Source organism: Arthrospira sp. PCC 8006 (assembly GCF_046480465.1).
GTDB classification, from domain to species: domain Bacteria; phylum Cyanobacteriota; class Cyanobacteriia; order Cyanobacteriales; family Microcoleaceae; genus Limnospira; species Limnospira platensis.
The window spans coordinates 12,567-34,659 of record NZ_PKGG01000032.1 but is presented as its reverse complement, the minus strand read 5'-3'; the positions used below and the strand labels follow the sequence as shown (position 1 = coordinate 34,659).

The following is a 22,093-nucleotide window of genomic DNA, read 5'->3' as shown; positions in this document are numbered from 1 at the left end:
AAGGGGTATCTACATCAGGAGCCGTGTGATGTGAAAGTATCAAGCACGGTTTTGTATGGGAGTTTGGGAAGGTGACTTCCCTCTCGACCCCTACCAAGCTGCTGTCACCGTCCCTTATCTTCAATGAGCAAAAGAGGACTTGTCATCTCTCAGTTCCATTTGAGTGTCATCCACCTCAACGGGAGGGAGAGGGTCGAGTTGTAAGTGTTGACCTGGGTATCAACACCACCGCTACTGTGGCAGTCGTGAATTTTGACGGCACTGTAACCTATCGGGAGTTTATTCACCCAGCCAGAGACATAGACGAAGTCGCCGCAGCCGCTCGAACCTGCGTCCAGCGGAACGGCGACCGTCGAGATAAGCGGCTGAAATCGGTATCTAAACGAGCTAGTAAGACGATGGGGCTAGGTGGAAGTCTCCAGAAAGGCTTCTGCTCTCATACCTACCGCAAATGCCGTAATATCAACCGTCAAATTGGGCAAATTGTCTCGAAGCGTATCGTGCAGATTGCCCAACAGTTCAATGCCGATGCTATTGTCTTTGAGAACCTGAAAGGATGGAAAGCTAAGGGGGGGGCGCAAGCGCTCTAACCTTCGCCAACGCTTTCATGGATGGCTTAAAGGTATGATTCGAGATTTGACTGAGATGAAGTGGCAAGAGATAGGCGGTAAGGTCATTGATGTCGTAGCTCCACCTAAAAGTTGGCTTATGACGGTAGTGGAGTCGAAAGGGCGAGACTCCAACAACTATGCTCTGGCTAAATTTTCCTCGGGCAAGCGATACAATGCAGACCTCAATGGGGCGCTCAATATTGCTGCACGAGGCATTCTTCAGCTCACTCGCCGAAAGGACAGTGAGGAGCCCTCGATCCAACGTTCGAGGGCGATCGCCTAGAAGCTGGGCTTGTTTGTGTGACCTGTGGACTAGCACAGTTCGAGGTTAGCACCGACACCCCCACCTGCCTTGGGCAGGTGGGGTGAGCTTCATGACAATGGACTCCCAAAATTTCAGCTAAAATGCCAAAGTATTTAAGAGAACCAGAAAAGCTGAAAACCCCTAATTTAGGTGGATTGTCCAGACTGGTTCCCCGGTGACGACCTGCCATCTGGGATCTTAGTATATGGGTACAAGATACTCAATCATCCTTATTGAGTGTCTCAAGGCTTTATGATCATGACTGTGTGTGGTGTGAATTGAAGGAGTAAGATGACTGCCAATAGCCAACTTATCTTCGGTAGGGGACTTCGACGTGCATTTACAAGGCGTGGCTTTGTACCCTTAGTGCGTCCGCGTCAGCAACGAACCCTGTCTCTGGTACAGAGTCTGAACGGAGATTTTTTTAAGCGTTCATTTGACATTGTGTTTTCCCTATCGGTTCTGATTTTGTTTTCTCCGGTTTATTTGATACTGAGCTTGTTAATTGCCCTGAGTTCCCCTGGTAGCGTGTTTTACGTCCAGGAAAGAGTCGGCAAAAATCGCCAACGGTTTGGGTGTATCAAATTCAGAACCATGGTCAGTAATGCAGATGAGGTGCTGGTGGAGATTATGGAAACCTCTCCTAACCTGCGCCAAGAGTTTCAGGATACGTTTAAACTTAAACATGATCCTCGAATTACCTGGATCGGTAGATTCTTGCGTGTGACCAGCCTTGATGAGTTTCCCCAGTTCTGGAATGTTCTCAAAGGTGATATGAGTGTAGTAGGCCCCAGACCTCTGGTGGCCGAGGAATTGCATAAATATGGTCGTCACATGGATAAGGTTCTAACCATCAGACCGGGAATCACTGGACTATGGCAAGTCTCAGGGCGCAATGATATTCCCTATCCTCGTCGAGTTCAGATTGATTTGCACTATGTTAATTTCAAGAATTTCTGGATTGACCTATGGATCATTATCAAAACTATTGGTGTGGTAATTTTCCCCAAGGATAATGGTGCTTATTAACCTGGAGGGGTGAGTCATCGGAAATTATCTAGTCCTACCCGGTTTCTGAGTTAAGATATTTATGGTTCTTGTCAAAGTAACCGGGTTTTTTATGATAGAGGTGGCTGGGAAACTTGCCCCACTAGGGAATAATCATGAGGGTGCATAATAGAGTATAGACAACCGCCATGGGCGGGCTGCTTCGTATGGAAAGGAAAATCATCAGATGTCAAACAATAAACCAGCGTTAATTACGGGTATCACAGGTCAAGATGGTTCATATCTGAGTGAGTTACTGTTAGAAAAAGGCTACGAAGTTCACGGAATTATTCGGCGTAGTTCTAGTTTTAATACAGACCGCATTGAACATATTTACAAAGACCCCCATCATCCTAATGCTCGGTTATTCTTACACTATGGGGATTTAACAGATGGTACGACTCTGCGCCGTATCCTGGAGGAAGTTAAGCCGGTAGAAATTTATAATCTGGGGGCTCAATCCCATGTGCGGGTGAGTTTTGACTGTCCAGAATATACTGTTGATACGGTCGGTTTAGGGGTATTAAGACTATTAGAAGCTATTCGAGATTATCAGCACCGCACAGGGATTCAGGTGCGTTTTTATCAAGCAGGTTCTTCGGAAATGTTTGGGAAAGTGCAGGAAATCCCCCAGAAGGAAACCACACCTTTTTACCCTCGTAGTCCCTATGCTTGTGCGAAGGTTTACGGACACTGGCAAACGGTTAATTATCGGGAATCCTACGGTTTATTTGCCTGTAATGGTATCCTGTTTAATCATGAAAGTCCCCGCCGTGGTCCGACTTTTGTTACCCGCAAAATTACCCGCGCTGTAGCCAGGATTGTTAAGGGAATGCAGAAAGAACTTTATCTGGGTAATCTGGATGCTAAACGGGACTGGGGCTATGCTAAGGATTATGTGCGGGGAATGTGGATGATGTTGCAACATGATCAACCGGATGATTATGTTTTGGCAACTAATGAAACTCATTCAATTCGCGAGTTTCTGGATGTGGCTTTTAATTATGTTAATTTGGATTGGCATGAGTATGTAAAATTTGATGAACGCTATTTACGCCCGGCTGAGGTGGAATTGCTGATTGGGGACTCGAGTAAAGCCCAAAATGTCTTGGGTTGGAAGCCGTTAGTGTCTTTTGAGGAGTTGGTAAAGCTGATGGTTGATAGTGACCTAACACTATTAGAAGAACCTCATCAAGAGGGAGACCATTTTGATTAATTCTTAGACTAAATAATGGGTAAATTACATGAATACTCTGGATTTACAAAACCAACGCATTTTGGTGACGGGAGGGGCTGGTTTTCTGGGAAAACAGGTGATTGACCAGCTTCTGAAGGCGGGGGCAAAATCGGAAAATATTTCGGTATCGCGATCGCATAATTGTGACCTGCGAAACTTAGAAGCCTGTCAACAAGCAGCTAAAGGTCAGGATATCATTATCCATTTGGCGGCCCATGTGGGGGGTATCGGCTTAAATCAGGTAAAACCCGCTGAGTTGTTCTACGATAACCTGATGATGGGGACCCAGTTGATTCACTCAGCCTATCAAGCAGGGGTCAAGAAATTTGTCTGTGTAGGGACTATCTGCGCTTATCCCAAATTTACCCCGGTTCCCTTCCAGGAAGATGACTTATGGAATGGCTACCCAGAGGAAACTAATGCCCCCTATGGAATCGCCAAAAAAGCCCTATTGGTGCAATTGCAAGCCTACCGACAGCAGTATGGGTTTAATGGCATTTACTTATTGCCGGTGAATCTCTACGGCCCAGAGGATAATTTTAATCCGAAAAGTTCCCATGTGATTCCGGCTTTGGTGCGTAAGGTCTATGAGGCGCAACAACGGGGGGATAAACAGCTTCCGGTGTGGGGTGATGGTAGTCCTAGTCGCGAGTTTCTTTATTCGACTGACGCGGCGCGGGGAATTGTCATGGCTACCCAACATTATGACGAACCAGACCCGGTGAATTTGGGGACTAATTCTGAGGTGACGATTCGGGACCTGGTAGAGTTGATTTGTGAGTTGATGGAGTTTCAGGGAGAAATTGTCTGGGAAACTGATAAGCCTAATGGTCAACCGCGCCGCTGTTTAGACACAAATCGGGCTAAGGAAAGGTTTGGGTTTGTGGCTGAGGTGGAGTTTCGCCAGGGTCTGAAAAATACTATTGACTGGTATCGACAAAATCCTGATCTGTGAGTAAGTCTCAACTACGCCGCCGTTTGTTAAGCGATCGCCAATCTCTAGCCGCGACTGTTTGGCGACAAAATAGCGATCGCATTACTGACCATCTACAGGCTTGGTGGCGATTTCAGCAAGCCAAGACTATCTTGGCTTATTTTAGTTTTCGCCAAGAACCCGATTTAAGTCCTCTCTGGTACGTCTCCCCAGAAAAAGTCTGGGGGTTTCCTCGCTGTGTGGATGGGTCTTTAATTTGGCATCACTGGCGGCCGGAAAATGCCCGCCAAAGGGGGTCTTTTGGTTTAATGGAACCGGACCCCCGCTTACGGGTTTTGCAGCCGTCTGAGGTCGATTTAATCCTGGTTCCGGCCGTTTCCTGTGATGACTGTGGCTATCGGTTGGGATATGGGGGAGGATTTTATGATCGGATGTTGAGTCAGTCTGAGTGGTCTAAAATTCCTACGGTGGGAATTGTGTTTGCGGCCGCCAGGGTGGATACTCTCCCTAGGGATAGTTGGGACCAGCCTTTGGCGGCGGTTTGTACAGAGGAGGGTATATGGGAGTTTCCAAAATAACTTCTGGTGGGGGGGCAAATTATCGGGCGATCGCCACTTATATGGTATTAATTGCTATAGCGATCGCTATGCTATTTCCCCTATTTTGGTTGGTGGGAACTGCCTTTAAATCCCCTACCGAAAACATCTTTCAGGTTCCCCCCCAGTTTATTCCAAGGGAACCTACTTTCACTAATTTTGTCAGAGTTTGGCAAACCAATCCCTTTGGTCGCTATTTATTTAATAGTACCCTCGTCGCCCTTTTAACCGTCGGATTAAATCTGCTATTTTGTTCCTTGGCGGCCTATCCTTTGGCGCGCTTAAACTTTTGGGGTCGCGATTTTCTCCTAAGTGCGATCGTTTCCACCATCATGATACCCTTTCAGATTGTCATGATTCCTCTGTATATTCTAGCGGTACAGTTAGGATTAAGAAATACTTATTTAGGCATTATTTTTCCATCTTTAGCCTCCGCTTTTGGCATCTTTCTATTGCGACAGGCATTTATGGGAGTTCCCAAAGAGTTAGAAGAAGCCGCCAGAATTGATGGCTGTTCAGAATTAGGGATTTGGTGGCATATTATGATCCCCTCAGTCCGTCCCGCCTTAATGACCTTAGCCATTTTTGTATTTATCGGGTCTTGGAGTGATTTTCTCTGGCCCTTAATTGTAGTCGATCGCCCAGAATATTATACCATCCCTTTAGGCGTGGCAAATCTAGCCGGAACTTTTTCTCTCGATTGGCGGATAGTCGCCGCCGGTTCCGTCATTTCTATCGCTCCTGTGTTACTACTATTTTTAATCGTACAACGGTATATTGTGCCTACAGATACAGCTACGGGGGTTAAAGGTTGAGGATTATTAATCTCAGTCCTAATAATCAAAATCATATCCACCAGGCGGCGACTTTATTAGTCGCAGAATTTCGGGAAAATTGGCCGAATGCTTGGCCGACTTATGAACGTGGTTTAGCCGAGGTTATGGAGTCTTTTGGCGACGATAGAGTTAATCTAGTCGCCGTCGATGAAAATGATAATCTTCTAGGCTGGATTGGTGGTATTAGCCAATATCAAGGCCATGTTTGGGAATTACATCCTTTGGTAGTCAAAAGGGATTATCAAGGGTTAGGAATCGGGCGAAAATTGGTCGCCAATTTAGAGGATTATGTCCGCTCACAAGGAGGGTTAACCTTATGGTTGGGTACCGATGACGAAAATAATTTAACCTCCCTATCTGGTGTCGAATTATACCCCCATTTTTGGGAAAATATTGCTAACATAAAAAACCATGGTCGTCATCCCTATGAATTTTATCAGAAATGCGGTTTTGCAATTATGGGAGTAGTCCCCGATGCTAACGGTATCGGGAAACCTGATATTTTGATGGCTAAATCTCTGAGAATTGACAATCATCCTAAATCCAACTGAGGAATCATGAATCATCCCACAACTAAGCATCAAAAAATTACATCCTGTTACTGGGGAATTTCTGAACTACCTGGGTTAGATACAGGTAATATTAAACTCCTGAATCAATGTGGTATTGAAAACACCCAGCAACTGCTCACGCGCGGGAGTAATAATGCTAATAAAATCGCCTTATCTAACCAACTAGGTATCAACATCAGAGATATCAGTAAATGGGTCGCAATGTCCGACTTAGCCAGGGTTCCCAGTATTGGCTATCAATATTGTGGTGTCCTTTTGCACAGTGGCGTAAGTTCAGTTAACCAACTATCTCAGATGTCTATTCAACAACTGCATAAACAGATTTTACGGCTCTATGTAGGAACCTTGCAATCTCGCCAACTCTGTCCATCTGTTGATGTCATCCAAACCTGGATTAAACAAGCTAAAATTTTGCATAAAATTAATTAATAATTACTAGATGAAATCATGAATTTTGCCGAAGATTTGCGACAAAATGCACCAGCCACCGAAAGAAACCGCGAACCTATTTTAGAGGTCTTAAAAAGGGTGTTGCCCGCCACGGGAACCGTTTTAGAAGTAGCCAGCGGCACAGGACAACACGCGGTTTTTTTTGCTCCCCGTCTCTCCCCTAGGCGGTGGCTACCTTCCGACCCGCAACCTTTGTTACAACAGAGTATTAAAGCATGGCAAATTCATTCACCTTCAGATAATCTTTACCCTCCCCTACAGTTAAATGTAGAAGCTAATCCTTGGCCAGTGGAAGGGAATGATTTACCCTGGGAATTATCGGAATTTCCCATCACTGCTATTGTAGCAATTAACCTGATTCATATTTCGCCTTGGTCGGCTTGTGAAGGGTTAATGGCGGGAAGCGATCGCATTTTGAAACCGGGGGGAATTTTATATCTCTATGGACCCTATAAAATAGCTGGAAAACACACCGCACCTAGTAACGCTTCCTTTGATGAATATTTGCGAACTTCTAACCCTAAGTGGGGTGTCAGAAACCTTGATGATGTGGTAGAATTAGCCAAGGGTTATAACCTAGAATTGGTGGAAACCGTCCCTATGCCTGCTAATAATTTCTCGGTAGTTTTTAGGCGTTGTTAATACTGACTGAGAATGGGAATAATTAAACCATAGCAAATAGTCGAAGTATCGACCGCCACAAACTGACGAGGAAATTTTCAGATTGACGGGAGGATGTCGGCTGCTGATAACCAGTGTAGTAGGGAGGTAGTTGGTCAGTCATGAGGGTGACACCATTGCGGGTTTCTTGCACTCCAATAGGTATTGAACCCCCACTAAACGTGAGAAAACCAACATTAGCATAACTCAGGGATGAGTCAATGTTAATAAATCCGGGAATATCTGCAAATCTGCCATTTAAAATCAAGCCGCCTAATACCTCTGTTTTACCGCCATTAATGGTTTTTACCAAAGTTCCCTCATCCTCGGTTTTATATCCAAGAATCCACAGAGACCCGCCATCATTGGTAATCCTAGGACTATGTATAGTTTCCGGGTTAATTTGACGCATCCACACATTTTGATTAGTAAACACCCATGGACCGCCGCCAACGTCTTCAATATAGACATCTCCGCCGTTTCCTTGGGTGCTACTATAGCGATTGACAATAGAACTAGAAATAATCAAAGTGCGATCGCTTTCATGTACAATAGAAATAGAAGCCGCTTCTACTCTTTCTATAATCACCGTCGGGGATGTTCCCTGTGCCACCCTAATGACACCATCACCAACAATTCTAGCCTCCGTAGCAATTAACCGCTGTACATTACCCCTTAATTCCAAAGTTCCATTAACATCCCAAACCCCATTAGGAAGATAAACAGTTTTCCCTCCCGAATCAATAGCTGCTTGTATCGCCTCTGTATCATCAATTCCATCATTAGGATTCCCCCCATAAGCCAGGGGACTTACCCAGTCTGATAAATCATGCCAAGGCAATTCTGGAGTTTCTTTAATCGGCAGATTTAGCATAGTTTGGGGACTGTCAAAAAGACTCTGAAACTCTCCCCTAGCTATCCACTCCCTCACATAACCATCAGGTTGAGAAGCATTCCCACGACCTTTATCATTCTGCAAAATTGCCTGTTTATATCCCGAAGTCCTCAATTGGCGAACATACATAGCTTTTTGGTTATGAATAGCTGGTAATTCGGAAGCCGAACCCAATCCAGTTAACTCAGAATCAATCAGCGTAAAAACACTACCACCATCAGGCATATTCCAAACTGCTGTCACTTCATTGGTACTCTGCAAACCTCGGACAAAAACCTGTTGATTAAAGTTTTTCCAGCCGTATTGGTTTTGGTTTTTCAGGGTAATATTTTCGAGGGTTTGACTGGCTGTCGGGTTCCAGGTTTGGATACCGATATCAAATCCGACTACATGAATATTTTTAGCTAATAGGGGCCCATTTTCATCAATGGAAAGGTTTAAGCCGATTCTCCCTTGACCATCTCTTGAGATGATTTTAACGTTGCGAATTAAACCCTGATTATTGGCAATAAAATCTATCCCATTAACGTTAGGGTTACCGCGACCAATATCAACGGTCAGGTCTCGAATACTGTTCCGAAATCGCTGCGCGGGTGGGGAACCTGTCCAAATTACTGATGTATCTAAACCTGAGTTATCATCAAGTTTAATAATAGTTCCGTCGCGGCTTTGACCTTGTAGAATGTTCCGTTTTTCGGTTCCCGCATATCTAATTTGACCGCTAACGTTATATACTCCATCGGGAAAGTAAAAAATATGATTTCCGGTTGGGTGGTCGTTTAAAGCCCGTTGAATTGCCTCTGTGTCGTCTTTGCCATCGTTAGGAATAGCGCCATAGGTGGTCACGTCTACTACACCCGCATCTGCTGGAAAAACGATGGCTGCATAGACTAGAGGAATTAACATGATTTTTGCTTGGGGAAAAGGGCAATCTGGGTATCAATTATACAATATTTATTTGGCTTTGATGGGTTGGGGGGTTGACAGGCTGCGGGAAATCATGGTAATATATTGACATACTCTTATATTATAATTGAGATATTTTAATCAATTCTGAAATTGAAAATATCCCCATTCTCTAATATAGTAGCATGGGAATCTGGAAAAAGCAACCGCCCCCGCCTCATTGGGGTTGGGGCCGTTACAAAACTTAACATAATTCCGGCGAGAGGATGTGAACTATTTACCTTTACGTCCGGCGGTAGTGTCGATCGCCTGTAGTTCGGAGAGTCTAAAAGTGACTAATTTATCCCAATTTCCGCCTTCAAATAAAACGGCAGCTTTGCCGTCAGCGACTCTTTGGACTTGTCCTTGAAACTCATAGTAGGTATCATTTACATTAACAACGCGAACGGCGGAACCTGGTAAAATCATGTTTTTATTATCCTGAAAAATGGTGGAATATAAGGCAGGCGGCCAGAGAAATTGATGATGGTCAATTATCCCTGGTGCCGGGAAGGGGAGAGAGTTAAGCCAAAGCCATAACTGAGACCCTAGCGGCGATTTTTTGTGCGATCGCAGTCAACTCCTGAGCGGAGGCGGAGTCGGGGTGAGAGATCACAATAGGAACCCCAGAATCCCCCCCTTGTCGGACAGGCATTTCGAGGGGAATAGCGCCCAAGAGGGGTACTCCCAACTCATCAGCAGTTTTCTGACCGCCGCCGGAGCCAAAGATATCATACTTGCGATCGGGGAGATCTGGGGGGACAAAATAGCTCATATTTTCGACAATACCCAAAATAGACACCCCCAACTGTTCAAACATTTTTAAGCCTTTGCGGGAGTCCAAGAGAGAGACTTCTTGGGGGGTAGTAACAATGACGGCCCCAGACATAGGAACAGCTTGTGCGAGGGTTAACTGAGCATCTCCGGTTCCGGGTGGCATATCAACAATAAGATAATCCAACTCACCCCAATACACCTGATAGAGAAACTGTCGGATAATGCCATTTAACATAGGACCACGCCAAATGACAGGTTGATCGCGATCGATGAGAAAAGCCATGGACACCAACTTAACGCCATAGTTAAAAGCGGGTTCCAAGCGATCGCCTTCAGGGGTTTGCTGAACCATGACCTGAGTATCAGCGAGGCCCAACATAGTGGGGTCATTAGGGCCATAGATATCAGCATCAATCAAACCGACCTTAGCACCGGTAGAGGCGAGGGCGACGGCCACATTAACCGCAACGGTACTTTTACCAACCCCCCCCTTACCGCTAGAAATAGCGAAGATATTTTTCACCCCGCTAATTCCCTGACGGTCTGGGAGAGATTTTTGTTGTGGAGTTTCCGCCGTGACATCTACGTCGACAGTATCGACTCCGGGAAGCTGTTTAACAGCCTTTTGACAATCTTCGACGATAAACTCGCGCAGAGGACAAGCGGGGGTAGTCAAAACCAGGGTAAAACGGACATCTCCGCCAGTGATTTCCACATTACGGATCATGTTCAATTCGACCAAACTCTTTTGTAGTTCGGGGTCTTGAACGGGTCTTAAAACTTCGAGTACGGAACTGGCATCTAACTTATCTGGCATGATATATGGCTGTCACTATCTGGTAATACTGCTAATAGTTTAACTGGGAAAGGGTGTTGTTACTGGTGGTAGTAGCAAATGGTAGTCCCACCGGGAAGGTTTTCATAGTTAACTGTTAAGTTATATGGACTTATGGGTTAAACAACTTGACTGAGTAATCCATAAGCCGGGAAGATAAACTCATTTCGCTTTCGATAGGGTTGATGGCTCATCAAGTGCGAAAATATAAGATACAAGAGGTTAATTAGATTATGACAGTTTCGACGGCTTCTGATACGGCTATAGTTCAATCACCCCCTCCGGCAGACTCCCGGGAGCGTGTGAGTCACTGGATGAAACAAATTCAGGATGAAATCTGCACGGGATTAGAGGGACTAGATGGGGCTAAAACCTTTGTTGAGGATGCTTGGGAGCGCCCGGAAGGGGGTGGCGGTCGGACTAGGGTGCTCCGAGAAGGTAATGTTTTTGAACAAGGGGGAGTTAACTTTTCGGAGGTATGGGGCCAGAATTTGCCACCGTCGATTTTAAGCCAGCGTCCAGAGGTGGAAGGTCATGGATTTTATGCGACGGGAACTTCGATGGTGCTACATCCCCGTAACCCCTATGTGCCAACCGTTCACCTGAATTATCGCTATTTCGAGGCGGGTCCGGTTTGGTGGTTTGGTGGGGGTGCGGATTTAACTCCCTACTACCCATTTGCGGAGGATGCAGCCCACTTTCATAAAACCTTAAAGGAGGCTTGCGATCGCCATCATAGCGAGTATTACCCGGTATTTAAACGCTGGTGTGATGAGTATTTTCATCTGACACACCGCAATGAAGCCAGGGGAATTGGTGGTATTTTCTTTGACTACCAAGGCGGTGAGGGTTTACTATATCGTGGGCCTTATACTGAAAGCGAGGCGGCGATTTATAGCGATCGCATGGGCGCACCGGAATCACGGGACTGGGAGGCTTTGTTTAGTTTTATCCAAGACTGTGGTAAATCTTTCTTACCTTCATACGGTCCCATTGTAGAGCGTCGTAATTCTATCGAATATGGCGATCGTGAACGGAATTTCCAGCTTTATCGTCGAGGAAGATATGTAGAATTTAATTTAGTCTACGATCGAGGCACAATTTTCGGGTTGCAAACCAAAGGTCGCACCGAGTCGATTCTCATGTCTCTACCTCCTTTGGTAAGATGGGAGTATGGTTATCAACCTGAAGCGGGTACGCCGGAAGCTGAACTCTATGAGACGTTCTTAAAACCTCAAGATTGGTCTAACTGGACGGCTCCTGACTCACAGGCCTAAGTTCAACCGTAAGTCTCATGGGACTTGTGAACGGGGACTAAGTGCCAGAATCAGGGAAAAGGACAGAAATCGATCTTAATTTGGTCCCCGGACAACAGCTAATCTGATAACCGGAATGGTATTCTTGGTCAAGGGTCGATGCTCTTGCTAGACCCAAGTTTGGCCGATATTGGCCTGATGCTGACTAGAAGGCGCTTGGTCAACAAGGATCTGTGGTTGGGAAGGTTTGCACCTCTGTTGGGGTTATACTTTCTGAGGGATGGGGTCTTTGATAGCTCCAAGAACTTTCATTTTCTTTCGGCTTGAGGCTACCTAAAAATGCCATAGGGTGACTTCGGTGAATACTCAGCAGCCAGTAGGTTACTGTATAAATCACCGAGCCAAATCCCCGTCACAGTTTTGGCGGGGACTGTCAAAGTCAAAGAAGCAACCATCGCAAAATCAAGAATTTCAGAGGGGACGGTCAGTGATTCATATCGATCAAAAGGAACATACGACCCAGGATGGCACTAAGGTCATAGTATTAGCACCAACAGGACGCTTAGATATCACCACCGCTTGGCAGTTTCGTCTCAAACTGCAAGAATGTATATCTAAGCTGAGTCGTCATGTGGTCGTGAATTTGGGTCAGGTGAACTTTATCGACAGTTCCGGGTTGACCTCCCTAGTGGCTGGTATGCGAGATGCTGATAAAGTTAAGGGTAGTTTCCGCATCTGTAATGTTCACCCAGAAGCTAAACTGGTGTTTGAAGTGACGATGATGGATTCTGTGTTTGAGATTTTTGAGACGGAAAAGGAAGCCTTAGAGGGCGGTGTCAGAGCTAGTTAAGGCGGTGAAAGTTGAAGTTAGGCAAGAATAGCCGGGGGTTCATCTACGAAGTCCCGGTTGTTGGTGCTAATCATTGCTGATTGCTATAACTACTATTCTCAGTCTTGGCAAATGTACCGTCTCAGGGGACAATTAGTTTAAGTCCCTCCCGGTCACATAGACGCGGGGCTTTTAGAAATTTTAACCGTGAACAATATCCGCACTGTTTCAGATACCAAGCGAGCGTTTTACCACATCCATACTCGGCCGATTAACTCTATCTATCGTCGCGTGGTTGAGGAGTTAATGGTGGAAATGCACCTATTGTCGGTCAATGTCGATTTTCAATATGACCCCATTTATGCCCTGGGTGTGGTCACGGCTTTCGATCGCTTTATGCAAGGATACACCCCCGAAACCGATAAATTGTCGATTTGGGCGGCTTTGATTGGGGCTCAAGAAAGCGACCCTAATCAATATCGCGCTGATGCTACGGCTTTAGAGGCTCAAGCGGCATCCCTTGCGGTGAAAGATTTGACCGACAAGGCTAAGATAGCTCAGGAAAGTTCCGGGGATGACCCTTTGCAGTCCTGTTTTCATGCGATCGCCAATAACCCTAAATTCAAATACTCTCGGCTACTTGCCATTGGTTTATATACTCTCCTAGAAAAAAGTGATGCCACAGCAGCTCAGGACTCAGAAGGGTTAAAAACAATCCTCAGTGACTTTAGTGAGGCTTTAAGGCTGCCTAAAGATAAGCTGGTGAAGGATTTAGACCTGTACCGCACCAACCTAGAAAAGGTAGCTCAGGCGCGGTTAATGGTGGATGAGATGACCCAAGCGGAACGCAAGAAGCGGGAACAACGGGCCGCCCAAACCCAAACTGCCGCCTCTGGTAGCAAGAATCCTAGCAAAGATGATCAGGTGTCCGATTCCTAAGCCAGAATTAGTTAACTGGTTATCGGTGGCGATCGCAATAGGTGTATTAATTGGCACCAACGATCGCGATCGCCTCGATTAGCTTGGGGTATTAGTTTCGTGATCCGGTTCGTAGTCTTCCGCGTAAGCCTTCAGTAAACCGCTCATTTGTCCCAATAGAGAACTGTCGGATATCTGGCCTAAAACTTTTTGGTTTTGGGCGGCGCGGTCTAAGTTTCGTGCAATAGCCTCTTTCACCTGGCTAGCAATGAGGGCTTGTAGTTCCTCCTTAGCGCGAGACCTCTGATATTGTGCCCCTTCTTCTGTGGTAGCATACAGTGGCGGTAAGCGGTTGAGGGCATAGGCGGCAATATCCCCCACATCCAAAGACTGCTCACTTACCTCGTCAATTTGGGCGACTTGAGCGATCGCTTCACTGAGAACCAACTCTTCCATCACATTAATAAACTGCTTGCGGGGTAACACAACCACTTCCCCCGTCAACAAAGCACCCATAAGGCGATCGAGCGCCATATACTCCTCGATGGATAATTCTGAAGCTGTATTACATATCCGCCCTACCTCTGCTTCCATAGATGGTGTCAAATAACCATCCTGTAAGGCTTGATCAACAATTCTTTCAATACTCATAACGTTTCCCATCTTATCGCCATATTAGTTCTACACCAATCAACCACTGATTAACTCAAACTCCACAAAACTAAATTGTCTAATCACCATCGACAGAATAAATTATTCTATACCGTCAAACCGCCAAGGCACTGGATCCACAGATTGGCCGTGAACATAAAGACCCCAATGAAGGTGTGGTCCCGTAGATGCTCCCGTTGATCCGATCGCCCCAATGGTTTGGCCTGCTGTCACCATTTGTCCTTCCTGCACATCAATGCGACTCAAGTGAAGGAAAATACTGGTAACTCCCTGACCGTGATCAATACCAATAGTGTCACCGTGGATTTCAAATCCTTGGGACTCACGCCCCACCAAAACCACCCGACCCGCTGCTGGTGCTATCACCGGAGAACCCGTCGGGGCTGCATAATCAACCCCTCGATGATAATAGTTTGGGGCGAACTCCCCGTTATAGTATCTTCGGACCCCATAAATTGTCGTCACCTCACCGGAACTTGGACGTAAAAAAGGCCCATTCCAATGTCTTTCGGGAGTAACAATTCGTTTAAATTCATCAACCCGGTCAAACTCATAATCAGTACCTCTGCGCCCCGCGCTATCTGGTGGTAGCCAAATTGACTGGGTGGGAAAACGGCGATCGCGCAATTGCACGCTCACATTACTCTGTTGGCTACCGTTGCTAATCTGAATTGATGTCGCACCCGGTTGGTCTAGGGGGGTCGTCGGAATTAAAGCCCGATAGCGATCGCCACCCACCGAAAACAGAGGATAGTTTTTTCCTCCCATGGTCACTGTTGGTTGCGAGTCCCCGCTATTCACCCCACTGATCACCACCGAAATAGTATCTCCCAACTGAGGGGACGTAGGGCTAACTTGAACTTGAAAGGCTACCGCCGGCTTAGTTACAATCAGCAACACAGCAGCAAGTGCTAAAAACAAGCTGCTGGTTAGTCGTTTGATTTGACGGCTTTTTCCGTAAACACCAGTCATGGCGTACTCTGGTAATTGTATCATTAATCTCTCTTTCTTCTGTTAACTCATCAATTCGGACTTATTGTAACCAATCCGATCATTTTTCCAGAGTTTGAGTGTAGCGTTTCCGCGATCTTCTATGTTGTCTACTTCTGATCAAAATCTGTCGCGCCTCAGTTTAACTATTCGTGGTGCTGTTCAAGGTGTCGGGTTTCGGCCCTTTGTCTATCGACTCGCTACCCAACTCAACCTCAAGGGCTGGGTAAATAATTCTGTGGGGGGGGTTTTTATTGAAGTCGAAGGCGTATCTGAGAGTCTTGAGCGCTTCCAGCAGCGCCTGCAAATAGAAAAACCACCAATATCTCATATTCACAGTTTAGAAGCCGTTTGGCTGCCTCTGGTTGGCTATTCTCACTTTGAGATTAGAGCTTCTCAGTCAACCCTTCAGGGCGCTAAATCAGCCATCGTTTTGCCAGATCTCGCCACCTGTCCCCAATGCTTACAAGATATTTTTGACCCCCATAACCGCCGTTTCCGCTATCCCTTTACCAATTGTACTAATTGCGGGCCGCGCTACAGCATTATTAAAACTCTCCCCTATGACCGGGAGAATACTACTATGGCCGCCTTCCAAATGTGTCCTAATTGCGATCGCGAATATCACCACCCCGGCGATCGCCGTTTTCATGCTCAACCTAATGCTTGTCCCGTCTGTGGTCCCATTTTAGAATTATGGAATCATCAGGGACAGGTTTTGGCTAACCGCCATCATGCCTTATTACAAGCCGCCGCCGCCATTGGTCGCGGTCAAATTGTCGCCATCAAGGGTTTGGGAGGCTTCCAGTTACTTGTAGATGCTACTAATGCCGCCGCCGTTGAACAATTGCGAATCCGTAAGCATCGACCCCATAAACCTTTTGCCGTAATGTATCGCAGTATACAGCAAATATCCCAGGTTTGTGATATGTCCGCCGCCGAGGAACAATGGTTGCGATCGCCTCAAGCCCCCATTGTCCTATTATCAAGGCGGCGCGGTGTATCCCCCGTCGCCGATAATGTCGCCCCCGGTAATCCTAATTTGGGCGTAATGTTACCTTATACCCCCCTCCATCATTTATTGATGGCCGAGTTCGATTTTCCCATTGTTGCCACCAGCGGGAATTTTTCTAACGAACCCATCTGTACCGACGAGACAGAAGCCCTCCAACGTTTGGGGAAAATTGCCGATATCTTTCTCGTTCACAACCGCCCTATCGCCCGCCCAGTAGATGATTCCGTCGTGCGGAGTGTTTTGGGTCGATCTGTTGTTATTCGCCGCGCCAGAGGTTATGCACCCCTACCTGTGACAATTTTAGACACAAATAGCCACAATACAACACTTAATTCAAGTCTATCACAAACCATTTCTAATTGTCAATACCCATTTATTTTAGCAGTAGGTGGACACTTAAAAAACACCATTGCTATTGCCGTAGAAAAACAAGTTTTTATCAGTCAATATATTGGCAATTTGCAAAGTCCACAGGCGTTTCAGGCGTTTAAGGAAGCAATTAATAGCCTCAGTAATATCTATGATTTTAAGCCTGATGTGATTGCTTGCGACGCACACCCAGACTATCTTTCTACTCAGTTTGCGTATCAATTAGCTGCTGAGATTTTCCAAAAAGAAAAACGGCAAGTTCCCGTCATTCCAGTACAACATCATTATGCTCATGTTTTAGCCGTTATGGCAGAACATAAATTATCATTTCCCGTCTTAGGAGTAGCTTGGGACGGCACTGGTTATGGACTAGATGAAACTATCTGGGGGGGAGAGTTTCTCCTAATTAATAAAATCGGCTTTCAGCGCGTCGGACATTGGCGCACTTTCCCACTTCCCGGAGGTGATAAAGCCGTCCTAGAACCCCGACGATTAGGCTTAGGATTATTATATGAATTGTGGGGGGAACAGTTATCTGAGTATGGGGATGATCAGAAAATTAGCTTCGGGAATTTCCCACAGTTAAAGCTAATTTTGCAAATGCTGAACCGGAAAGTTAATACACCTAGAACATCTAGTGTTGGGAGGTTATTTGATGCGATCGCTTTTTTAGTCGGTCACGGCGAAAATATCAGTTTTGAAGGACAAGCCGCCATGGGGTTAGAATTGGCGATCGGCGATTTAATCACTGACGATTATTACCCAATTAATTGCTGCCAAAGTTCAGGTAAAATAATTTTAGATTGGGAACCCATGGTCAAGCAGATAATTAAAGACTTTTACAATCATGTTCCTGTCAGCTTAATCTCCGCTAAATTTCACAATACCTTAGTAGAAGGAATCATCATGGTATCTCAAAACTTTCCAGAGGTTCCCCTTGTCTTAACTGGAGGATGTTTTCAAAACCGCTATTTATTAGAAAAAGCTATTCAGCGACTAACTTCAGAAGGAATTATTCACTATTGGTCTAAACAGATTCCTACCAATGATGGCGGGTTAGCATTAGGACAAGTTATGGCTATTATAATGAATCATCCACCATCAAATTAACCGTATTATCAATTATCCATTAATTCACTGGTGGGTGAGGGCGGGTTTATTTATATTCTCCTGGGGAATTTATGATTGACTGAGGAACCCGCCCCTAGGAAATTATCCATTAATTCACTGGTGGGGTGAGGGCGGGTTTATTGATATTCTCCTGGGGAATTTATGATTGACTGAGAAACCCGCCCCTAGGAAATTATCCATTAATTTACTGGTGGGGTGAGGGCGGGTTTATTGATATTCTCCTGGGGAATTTATGATTGACTGAGAAACCCGCCCCTACGAAATTATCCATATTATCCATTAATTTACTGGTGGGGTGAGGGCGGGTTTATTTATAGCGGTTCGGTGGATTGGTGAGGTACTTTTCAAAGCCCCTCTCCCCTCTTGGGAGAGGGGTTTGGGGTGAGGGCTATACCTTATGGATATGAGAAACGCTATATCCATTAATTTACTGGTGGGGTGAGGGCGGGTTTATTGATATTCTCCTGGGGAATTTATGATTGACTGAGGAACCCGCCCCTACGAAATTATCCATTATTCATTACTCATTGATAGTACATCAACAGTAAAACCAGAAGTTTTTAACTGTTGTACGATCGCCTCTTGGTTTTCTACCCAGAATTGTGACCCAAAGCGCACCAGTCGTTTAGGCGAAACTTGACCATCAACAACGGCTTGAATAGGAACCCTTCTTAACTCCTGATTACCTCGATATTCTTCTAAAATTACTTTCAGGGTTTGTAACCTTTCTAATTGGCAAATTTCTTCAGGAGTTAAATAGAGTTGAATAATCCAATCAGCCGCCAAATTAGGCATAATTTCCGAGGGGGAACCTGGCTGATTATTCGGTTTAACTAACTCATCAGCAGACTTGATAGCCTCCACAATAATTTGAGTTTGATCATCCCGTTTTTCCACCTTCCCCTCAACCACAACAACCGCATTTTCTTTTAACTCCTGTTGTACCGCCTCATAACTACTAGGAAACACCACAGCATCAATTTGTCCCGTCAAATCTTCTAGTAATAGAAACGCCATGCGATCGCCTTTTTTAGTCAAATGGGGCTTAATATTAATTAAAGTCGCCGCCACCTTAACAGCAGCTTTTGACTTTTGTTCTGACAGTTTATCCACAGTCACATTATCTGGCAGTACCCCTGAGTCTAACAAAGACTTGAGAGGGTGATCCGAAACATAAAACCCTAGTAATTCCTTCTCAAATTGCAACTTATCTTTAGGCGCATAATCATCACTTTTAGGAAAAGTAGGTTCCCCAGAAGGTGAATTACTCTCAGTATTTGCATAATTGACCAAATCAAACAAATTCGTTTGACCAATTTCCCGATTTTTCGCCCTATCTTGCGCCCAAGGAATAACTATATTCAAATATTCAATTGATTGCTTGCGGTTAGCATGGAGACTATCAAAAGCACCCGATTTAATTAAAGATTCCAAAGCGCGACTATTAACCATTTGTAAATTAATGCGATCGCACAAATCCGCCAAACTCCGAAAAGGTCCCCCTTCCTCTCGTACAGATAGCAAATGTTCAATCGCACCATCTCCCACATTTTTAATCGCCGACAACCCAAACACAATCCGATTTTCTATAGGCRTAAAATCCACATTAGAGCGATTAATATCAGGGGGAACAACATCGATACCCAAATGCTTACATGACTCAATATAAGCCTTAACCTTGTCAGTATTGCCACTATTCTCCGTCAGCAAAGCCGCCATATACTCTGTCGGATAATTAGCCTTTAAGTAAGCCGTCTGATAAGTAATGTAACCGTAGGCTGTAGAATGGGATTTATTAAAACAATATTCCGCGAACTTAACCATTTGGTCAAACAAATGTTCTGCGATATTTTGAGGGACCCCATTGCGCGTCGCACCATCAATAAAAGTTTCCCGATGCTTCTGCATTTCCGATGCTTTCTTTTTCCCCATAGCACGTCGCAGCAAGTCCGCCTGACCCAAAGAATACCCCGCCAAATCTTGAGCCATTTTCATAATTTGTTCTTGATAGACCAAAATTCCATAGGTCTCATTCAAAATAGGTTCCAAAAGTTTATGCTCATAGCGAATTGGCTCTCGTTTATGCTTACGATTAATAAACTGAGGAATTAAACCAGCGTCTAAAGGTCCCGGTCGATACAATGCCAAAATAGAAGAAATATCCTCAATACTGGAAGGCTTTAAGTCCTTCACAATCTGACGCATTCCCGAAGATTCTAGTTGAAATAAACCTTCCAAATCTCCTCGTTCCAAAATCTTATAGGTTTTCGCCACATCCTCCGGCATTTTTTTCACCGAACCTTTAGCCAGAATATCCATGGCTTTACGTTCATTAGCGGCTAAATCGTAGGGGTCAATATCTAGGTGATGATTTTGGGAAATATAGTTTAAAGTTCTTTGAATAATCGTCAAATTTTTTAATCCCAAAAAGTCCATTTTTAACAGACCCAAGGATTCTATATCTTCCATAAAATATTGAGTAATGACCGACCCATCATTATTCCTTTGAAGAGGGACAATTTCATCTAAAGGCTGTTTAGAAATCACCACACCCGCTGCGTGAACTCCAAAGGTTTTGTTAGTTCCCTCAATACGAATTGCCATGTCAACCCACTGACGCACAGCAATAGTTCCCACTTCCTCACCCGCATCATTTTTAATGGGTACAAAGTCATTATCGTATGCTTGTTTAAATTCCGGGGATGGACTCTGATCAGAAATCATCACCTTTAATTTAGTCGGTTTACCACGAGATACCGGAATCATTTTTGCCATTTGATCAGATTTGCTATAGGGTATTCCTAACACCCTAGCCACGTCCTTTAGCACCGCCTTAGAAGTCATCCGGTTAAAGGTGATAATTTGAGCAACTTTCTCTTCCCCATATTTTGAGGTAACATATTTAATCATTTCATCACGGCGGTCTATGCAGAAATCTGTATCAATATCCGGCATAGATTTTCGTTCTGGGTTCAGGAAACGCTCAAATAGTAACCCGTGATGAACCGGATCAATATTCGTAATTTGTAGGGCGTAGGCGACCAAAGAACCCGCCGCCGAACCCCTCCCAGGACCTACGGGAATATGATTATCTCTGGCGTGTTTTATGTAATCCCAAACTACTAAAAAATAGGTAGCAAAACCCATTTTTTGCATCATTTTTAATTCATATTCGAGCCGTTCTCGATAGACGGGCTTAATTTCCGATCGCCCTTGAGCATTTAATCGTTTTTTCAAGCCTTCCCAGGCGATTTCTTCTAAATAAGTATCAGCCGTATGATTCGGAGGTATCGGATAATCAGGAATGCGAGGTTCCCCTAAAATTCCCGTATAGGGTTCCACTTTTTCCGCGACTTCTAAGGTATTAGCGATCGCCTCTTTAATCACCTCATCCGGGAGATGATCTCGAAACAGTTGCATCATCTCTTCAGCGGATTTTAGGTACTCCGTCCCACTATAACGTAATCGGTTATCCTCAGTAATTAACTTTTGTGTATTAATACATAATAAAGCATCATGTGCTTCCACATCATTACAGGAAATAAAGTGTGAATCATTAGTCGCCACAATTTTGACTTCAAATTCCCTCGCCAGTTGCACCAAAGCCACATTAACAATGCGGTCTTCTGGGGAACCATGATCTTGAATTTCTAAATAGTAATCATCCCCAAAAACCCTTTTATACCATTCCACAGTTTGGCGTGCTATATCCATGCGCCTCTGAAGAATAGCTTGGGGAACCTCACCCCCCAAACAAGCACTGGTAACAATTAAGCCTTCGTGATACTCTTCTAATAGTTCCTTATTAATACAAGGACGAGCAAAAATCCCCTTTCCTTGAAAACCTTTTAAGTGAGAAATAGTAGTTAATTTAACCAGGTTTTTATAGCCTTGGGTATTTTTAGCCAAGACCACTTGATGATATTTTTTAATTCCTCGCTGTTGAACCGTGACATCAGCATTGAGGATATACATTTCATTGCCAATAATAGGCTTAATACCCTTACTGCGGCAGATTTTAATAAGTTCGATCGCCCCATACATCACCCCATGATCCGTCAGAGCGATCGCTGGCATTCCTAATTCCACAGCGCGACTGACCAACTGTGGGAGTTGAGAAGCGCCATCAAGGAGACTGTAGTCACTGTGGATATGCAGTCCGACAAAAGACATAATTAAACTTCTCCAACCATTAATTTGCGATGTACAATCCA

20 protein-coding genes are annotated in these 22,093 nt (G+C 44.9%); 13 read left to right on the top strand and 7 right to left on the bottom strand.

The features are described 5' to 3' along the window. The first annotated feature begins 236 nt into the window (after positions 1 to 236). The 9 genes from B9T16_RS07610 (at position 237) to B9T16_RS07570 (ending at position 7,229) form a co-directional block, all read left to right on the top strand. Positions 237 to 590: a hypothetical protein gene (locus tag B9T16_RS07610; RefSeq protein WP_231852130.1), complete on the top strand. Its 354-nt coding sequence runs from the start codon at positions 237 to 239 to the stop codon at positions 588 to 590. Between the two features lie 616 nt (positions 591 to 1,206). Then, on the top strand, positions 1,207 to 1,944 hold the full coding sequence (locus B9T16_RS07605) for a sugar transferase (protein WP_006618404.1): 738 nt from the start codon (positions 1,207 to 1,209) through the stop codon (positions 1,942 to 1,944). A 205-nt stretch (positions 1,945 to 2,149) separates the two neighbouring features. Next, on the top strand, positions 2,150 to 3,178 hold the full coding sequence (gene gmd / locus B9T16_RS07600; RefSeq protein ID WP_410244450.1) for a GDP-mannose 4,6-dehydratase: 1,029 nt from the start codon (positions 2,150 to 2,152) through the stop codon (positions 3,176 to 3,178). Between the two features lie 28 nt (positions 3,179 to 3,206). Next, positions 3,207 to 4,154 carry a GDP-L-fucose synthase family protein gene (locus tag B9T16_RS07595; RefSeq protein WP_410244449.1) on the top strand — a complete coding sequence of 316 codons (948 nt, stop codon included), beginning with the start codon at positions 3,207 to 3,209 and terminating at the stop codon, positions 4,152 to 4,154. Then, a complete protein-coding gene (locus tag B9T16_RS07590; RefSeq protein ID WP_410244448.1) occupies positions 4,151 to 4,711 on the top strand; it encodes a 5-formyltetrahydrofolate cyclo-ligase in 561 nt (186 codons plus the stop codon). The genes B9T16_RS07595 and B9T16_RS07590 overlap by 4 nt, the downstream gene beginning before the upstream one ends. Beyond that, the gene (locus B9T16_RS07585; protein WP_014274916.1) at positions 4,693 to 5,544 is read left to right on the top strand and encodes a carbohydrate ABC transporter permease; all 852 of its coding nucleotides are present in this window, start codon (positions 4,693 to 4,695) and stop codon (positions 5,542 to 5,544) included. The genes B9T16_RS07590 and B9T16_RS07585 overlap by 19 nt, the downstream gene beginning before the upstream one ends. Next, entirely contained in the window at positions 5,541 to 6,116 is a 576-nt protein-coding gene (locus B9T16_RS07580) for a GNAT family N-acetyltransferase (RefSeq protein WP_410244447.1), read from the top strand. The genes B9T16_RS07585 and B9T16_RS07580 overlap by 4 nt, the downstream gene beginning before the upstream one ends. Positions 6,117 to 6,122: 6 nt before the next feature. Then, on the top strand, positions 6,123 to 6,566 hold the full coding sequence (locus B9T16_RS07575; RefSeq protein WP_006618410.1) for a DUF4332 domain-containing protein: 444 nt from the start codon (positions 6,123 to 6,125) through the stop codon (positions 6,564 to 6,566). An 18-nt stretch (positions 6,567 to 6,584) separates the two neighbouring features. Further along, positions 6,585 to 7,229 carry a DUF938 domain-containing protein gene (locus tag B9T16_RS07570; RefSeq protein ID WP_410244446.1) on the top strand — a complete coding sequence of 215 codons (645 nt, stop codon included), beginning with the start codon at positions 6,585 to 6,587 and terminating at the stop codon, positions 7,227 to 7,229. 22 nt (positions 7,230 to 7,251) lie between these two features. On the opposite strand, the gene B9T16_RS07565 is transcribed toward B9T16_RS07570, so the two are convergent. The 3 genes from B9T16_RS07565 to B9T16_RS07555 form a co-directional block, all read right to left on the bottom strand. Next, positions 7,252 to 8,988: a glycosyl hydrolase family 28-related protein gene (locus tag B9T16_RS07565; RefSeq protein WP_315642900.1), complete on the bottom strand. Its 1,737-nt coding sequence runs from the start codon at positions 8,986 to 8,988 to the stop codon at positions 7,252 to 7,254. Positions 8,989 to 9,321: 333 nt separating this feature from the next. Then, on the bottom strand, positions 9,322 to 9,516 hold the full coding sequence (locus B9T16_RS07560; protein WP_006618413.1) for an NAD(P)H dehydrogenase subunit NdhS: 195 nt from the start codon (positions 9,514 to 9,516) through the stop codon (positions 9,322 to 9,324). A gap of 94 nt (positions 9,517 to 9,610) precedes the next feature. Beyond that, positions 9,611 to 10,681 carry an Mrp/NBP35 family ATP-binding protein gene (locus B9T16_RS07555; RefSeq protein WP_410244445.1) on the bottom strand — a complete coding sequence of 357 codons (1,071 nt, stop codon included), beginning with the start codon at positions 10,679 to 10,681 and terminating at the stop codon, positions 9,611 to 9,613. A 251-nt stretch (positions 10,682 to 10,932) separates the two neighbouring features. Between B9T16_RS07555 and hemF the strand changes: the two genes are divergently transcribed. Then, positions 10,933 to 11,976: an oxygen-dependent coproporphyrinogen oxidase gene (gene hemF, locus B9T16_RS07550; protein WP_410244444.1), complete on the top strand. Its 1,044-nt coding sequence runs from the start codon at positions 10,933 to 10,935 to the stop codon at positions 11,974 to 11,976. Between the two features lie 308 nt (positions 11,977 to 12,284). Here hemF and B9T16_RS07545 read toward each other — a convergent pair whose 3' ends face one another. After that, positions 12,285 to 12,410 carry a hypothetical protein gene (locus tag B9T16_RS07545; protein ID WP_286171704.1) on the bottom strand — a complete coding sequence of 42 codons (126 nt, stop codon included), beginning with the start codon at positions 12,408 to 12,410 and terminating at the stop codon, positions 12,285 to 12,287. A gap of 32 nt (positions 12,411 to 12,442) precedes the next feature. Here B9T16_RS07545 and B9T16_RS07540 point away from each other — a divergent pair, with 32 nt between their 5' ends. Both B9T16_RS07540 and psb29 read left to right on the top strand, forming a co-directional pair. After that, positions 12,443 to 12,805 carry an STAS domain-containing protein gene (locus B9T16_RS07540; RefSeq protein WP_006618416.1) on the top strand — a complete coding sequence of 121 codons (363 nt, stop codon included), beginning with the start codon at positions 12,443 to 12,445 and terminating at the stop codon, positions 12,803 to 12,805. 186 nt (positions 12,806 to 12,991) lie between these two features. After that, complete coding sequence (gene psb29 / locus B9T16_RS07535) at positions 12,992 to 13,723, top strand: photosystem II biogenesis protein Psp29 (protein ID WP_410244443.1); 732 nt, start codon at positions 12,992 to 12,994, stop codon at positions 13,721 to 13,723. A 78-nt stretch (positions 13,724 to 13,801) separates the two neighbouring features. On the opposite strand, the gene B9T16_RS07530 is transcribed toward psb29, so the two are convergent. Both B9T16_RS07530 and B9T16_RS07525 read right to left on the bottom strand, forming a co-directional pair. Next, positions 13,802 to 14,353: a late competence development ComFB family protein gene (locus tag B9T16_RS07530; protein WP_006618418.1), complete on the bottom strand. Its 552-nt coding sequence runs from the start codon at positions 14,351 to 14,353 to the stop codon at positions 13,802 to 13,804. A gap of 102 nt (positions 14,354 to 14,455) precedes the next feature. Beyond that, on the bottom strand, positions 14,456 to 15,370 hold the full coding sequence (locus tag B9T16_RS07525; protein WP_006618419.1) for a M23 family metallopeptidase: 915 nt from the start codon (positions 15,368 to 15,370) through the stop codon (positions 14,456 to 14,458). Positions 15,371 to 15,467: 97 nt separating this feature from the next. On the opposite strand from B9T16_RS07525, the gene hypF reads away from it, so the two are divergent. Then, complete coding sequence (gene hypF / locus B9T16_RS07520; protein WP_410244442.1) at positions 15,468 to 17,858, top strand: carbamoyltransferase HypF; 2,391 nt, start codon at positions 15,468 to 15,470, stop codon at positions 17,856 to 17,858. A 534-nt stretch (positions 17,859 to 18,392) separates the two neighbouring features. Here the strand turns inward: hypF and B9T16_RS07515 are convergent. Beyond that, positions 18,393 to 22,052, bottom strand: a complete 3,660-nt coding sequence (locus B9T16_RS07515; protein ID WP_410244441.1) for a DNA polymerase III subunit alpha — start codon at positions 22,050 to 22,052, stop codon at positions 18,393 to 18,395. Positions 22,053 to 22,093 lie beyond the last annotated feature (41 nt).

What these genes read in the sequence shown, in the direction of transcription:
- B9T16_RS07605 (WP_006618404.1), top strand. Translation starts at nt 1,207, where the DNA reads ATGACTGCCAATAGCCAACTTATCTTCGGTAGGGGACTTCGACGTGCA.
- gmd (WP_410244450.1), top strand. Translation starts at nt 2,150, where the DNA reads ATGTCAAACAATAAACCAGCGTTAATTACGGGTATCACAGGTCAAGAT.
- B9T16_RS07595 (WP_410244449.1), top strand. Translation starts at nt 3,207, where the DNA reads ATGAATACTCTGGATTTACAAAACCAACGCATTTTGGTGACGGGAGGG.
- B9T16_RS07585 (WP_014274916.1), top strand. Translation starts at nt 4,693, where the DNA reads ATGGGAGTTTCCAAAATAACTTCTGGTGGGGGGGCAAATTATCGGGCG.
- B9T16_RS07575 (WP_006618410.1), top strand. Translation starts at nt 6,123, where the DNA reads ATGAATCATCCCACAACTAAGCATCAAAAAATTACATCCTGTTACTGG.
- B9T16_RS07570 (WP_410244446.1), top strand. Translation starts at nt 6,585, where the DNA reads ATGAATTTTGCCGAAGATTTGCGACAAAATGCACCAGCCACCGAAAGA.
- B9T16_RS07560 (WP_006618413.1), bottom strand. Translation starts at nt 9,516, where the DNA reads ATGATTTTACCAGGTTCCGCCGTTCGCGTTGTTAATGTAAATGATACC.
- B9T16_RS07555 (WP_410244445.1), bottom strand. Translation starts at nt 10,681, where the DNA reads ATGCCAGATAAGTTAGATGCCAGTTCCGTACTCGAAGTTTTAAGACCC.
- hemF (WP_410244444.1), top strand. Translation starts at nt 10,933, where the DNA reads ATGACAGTTTCGACGGCTTCTGATACGGCTATAGTTCAATCACCCCCT.
- B9T16_RS07545 (WP_286171704.1), bottom strand. Translation starts at nt 12,410, where the DNA reads ATGGTTGCTTCTTTGACTTTGACAGTCCCCGCCAAAACTGTGACGGGG.
- B9T16_RS07530 (WP_006618418.1), bottom strand. Translation starts at nt 14,353, where the DNA reads ATGAGTATTGAAAGAATTGTTGATCAAGCCTTACAGGATGGTTATTTG.
- B9T16_RS07525 (WP_006618419.1), bottom strand. Translation starts at nt 15,370, where the DNA reads ATGATACAATTACCAGAGTACGCCATGACTGGTGTTTACGGAAAAAGC.
- hypF (WP_410244442.1), top strand. Translation starts at nt 15,468, where the DNA reads ATGTTGTCTACTTCTGATCAAAATCTGTCGCGCCTCAGTTTAACTATT.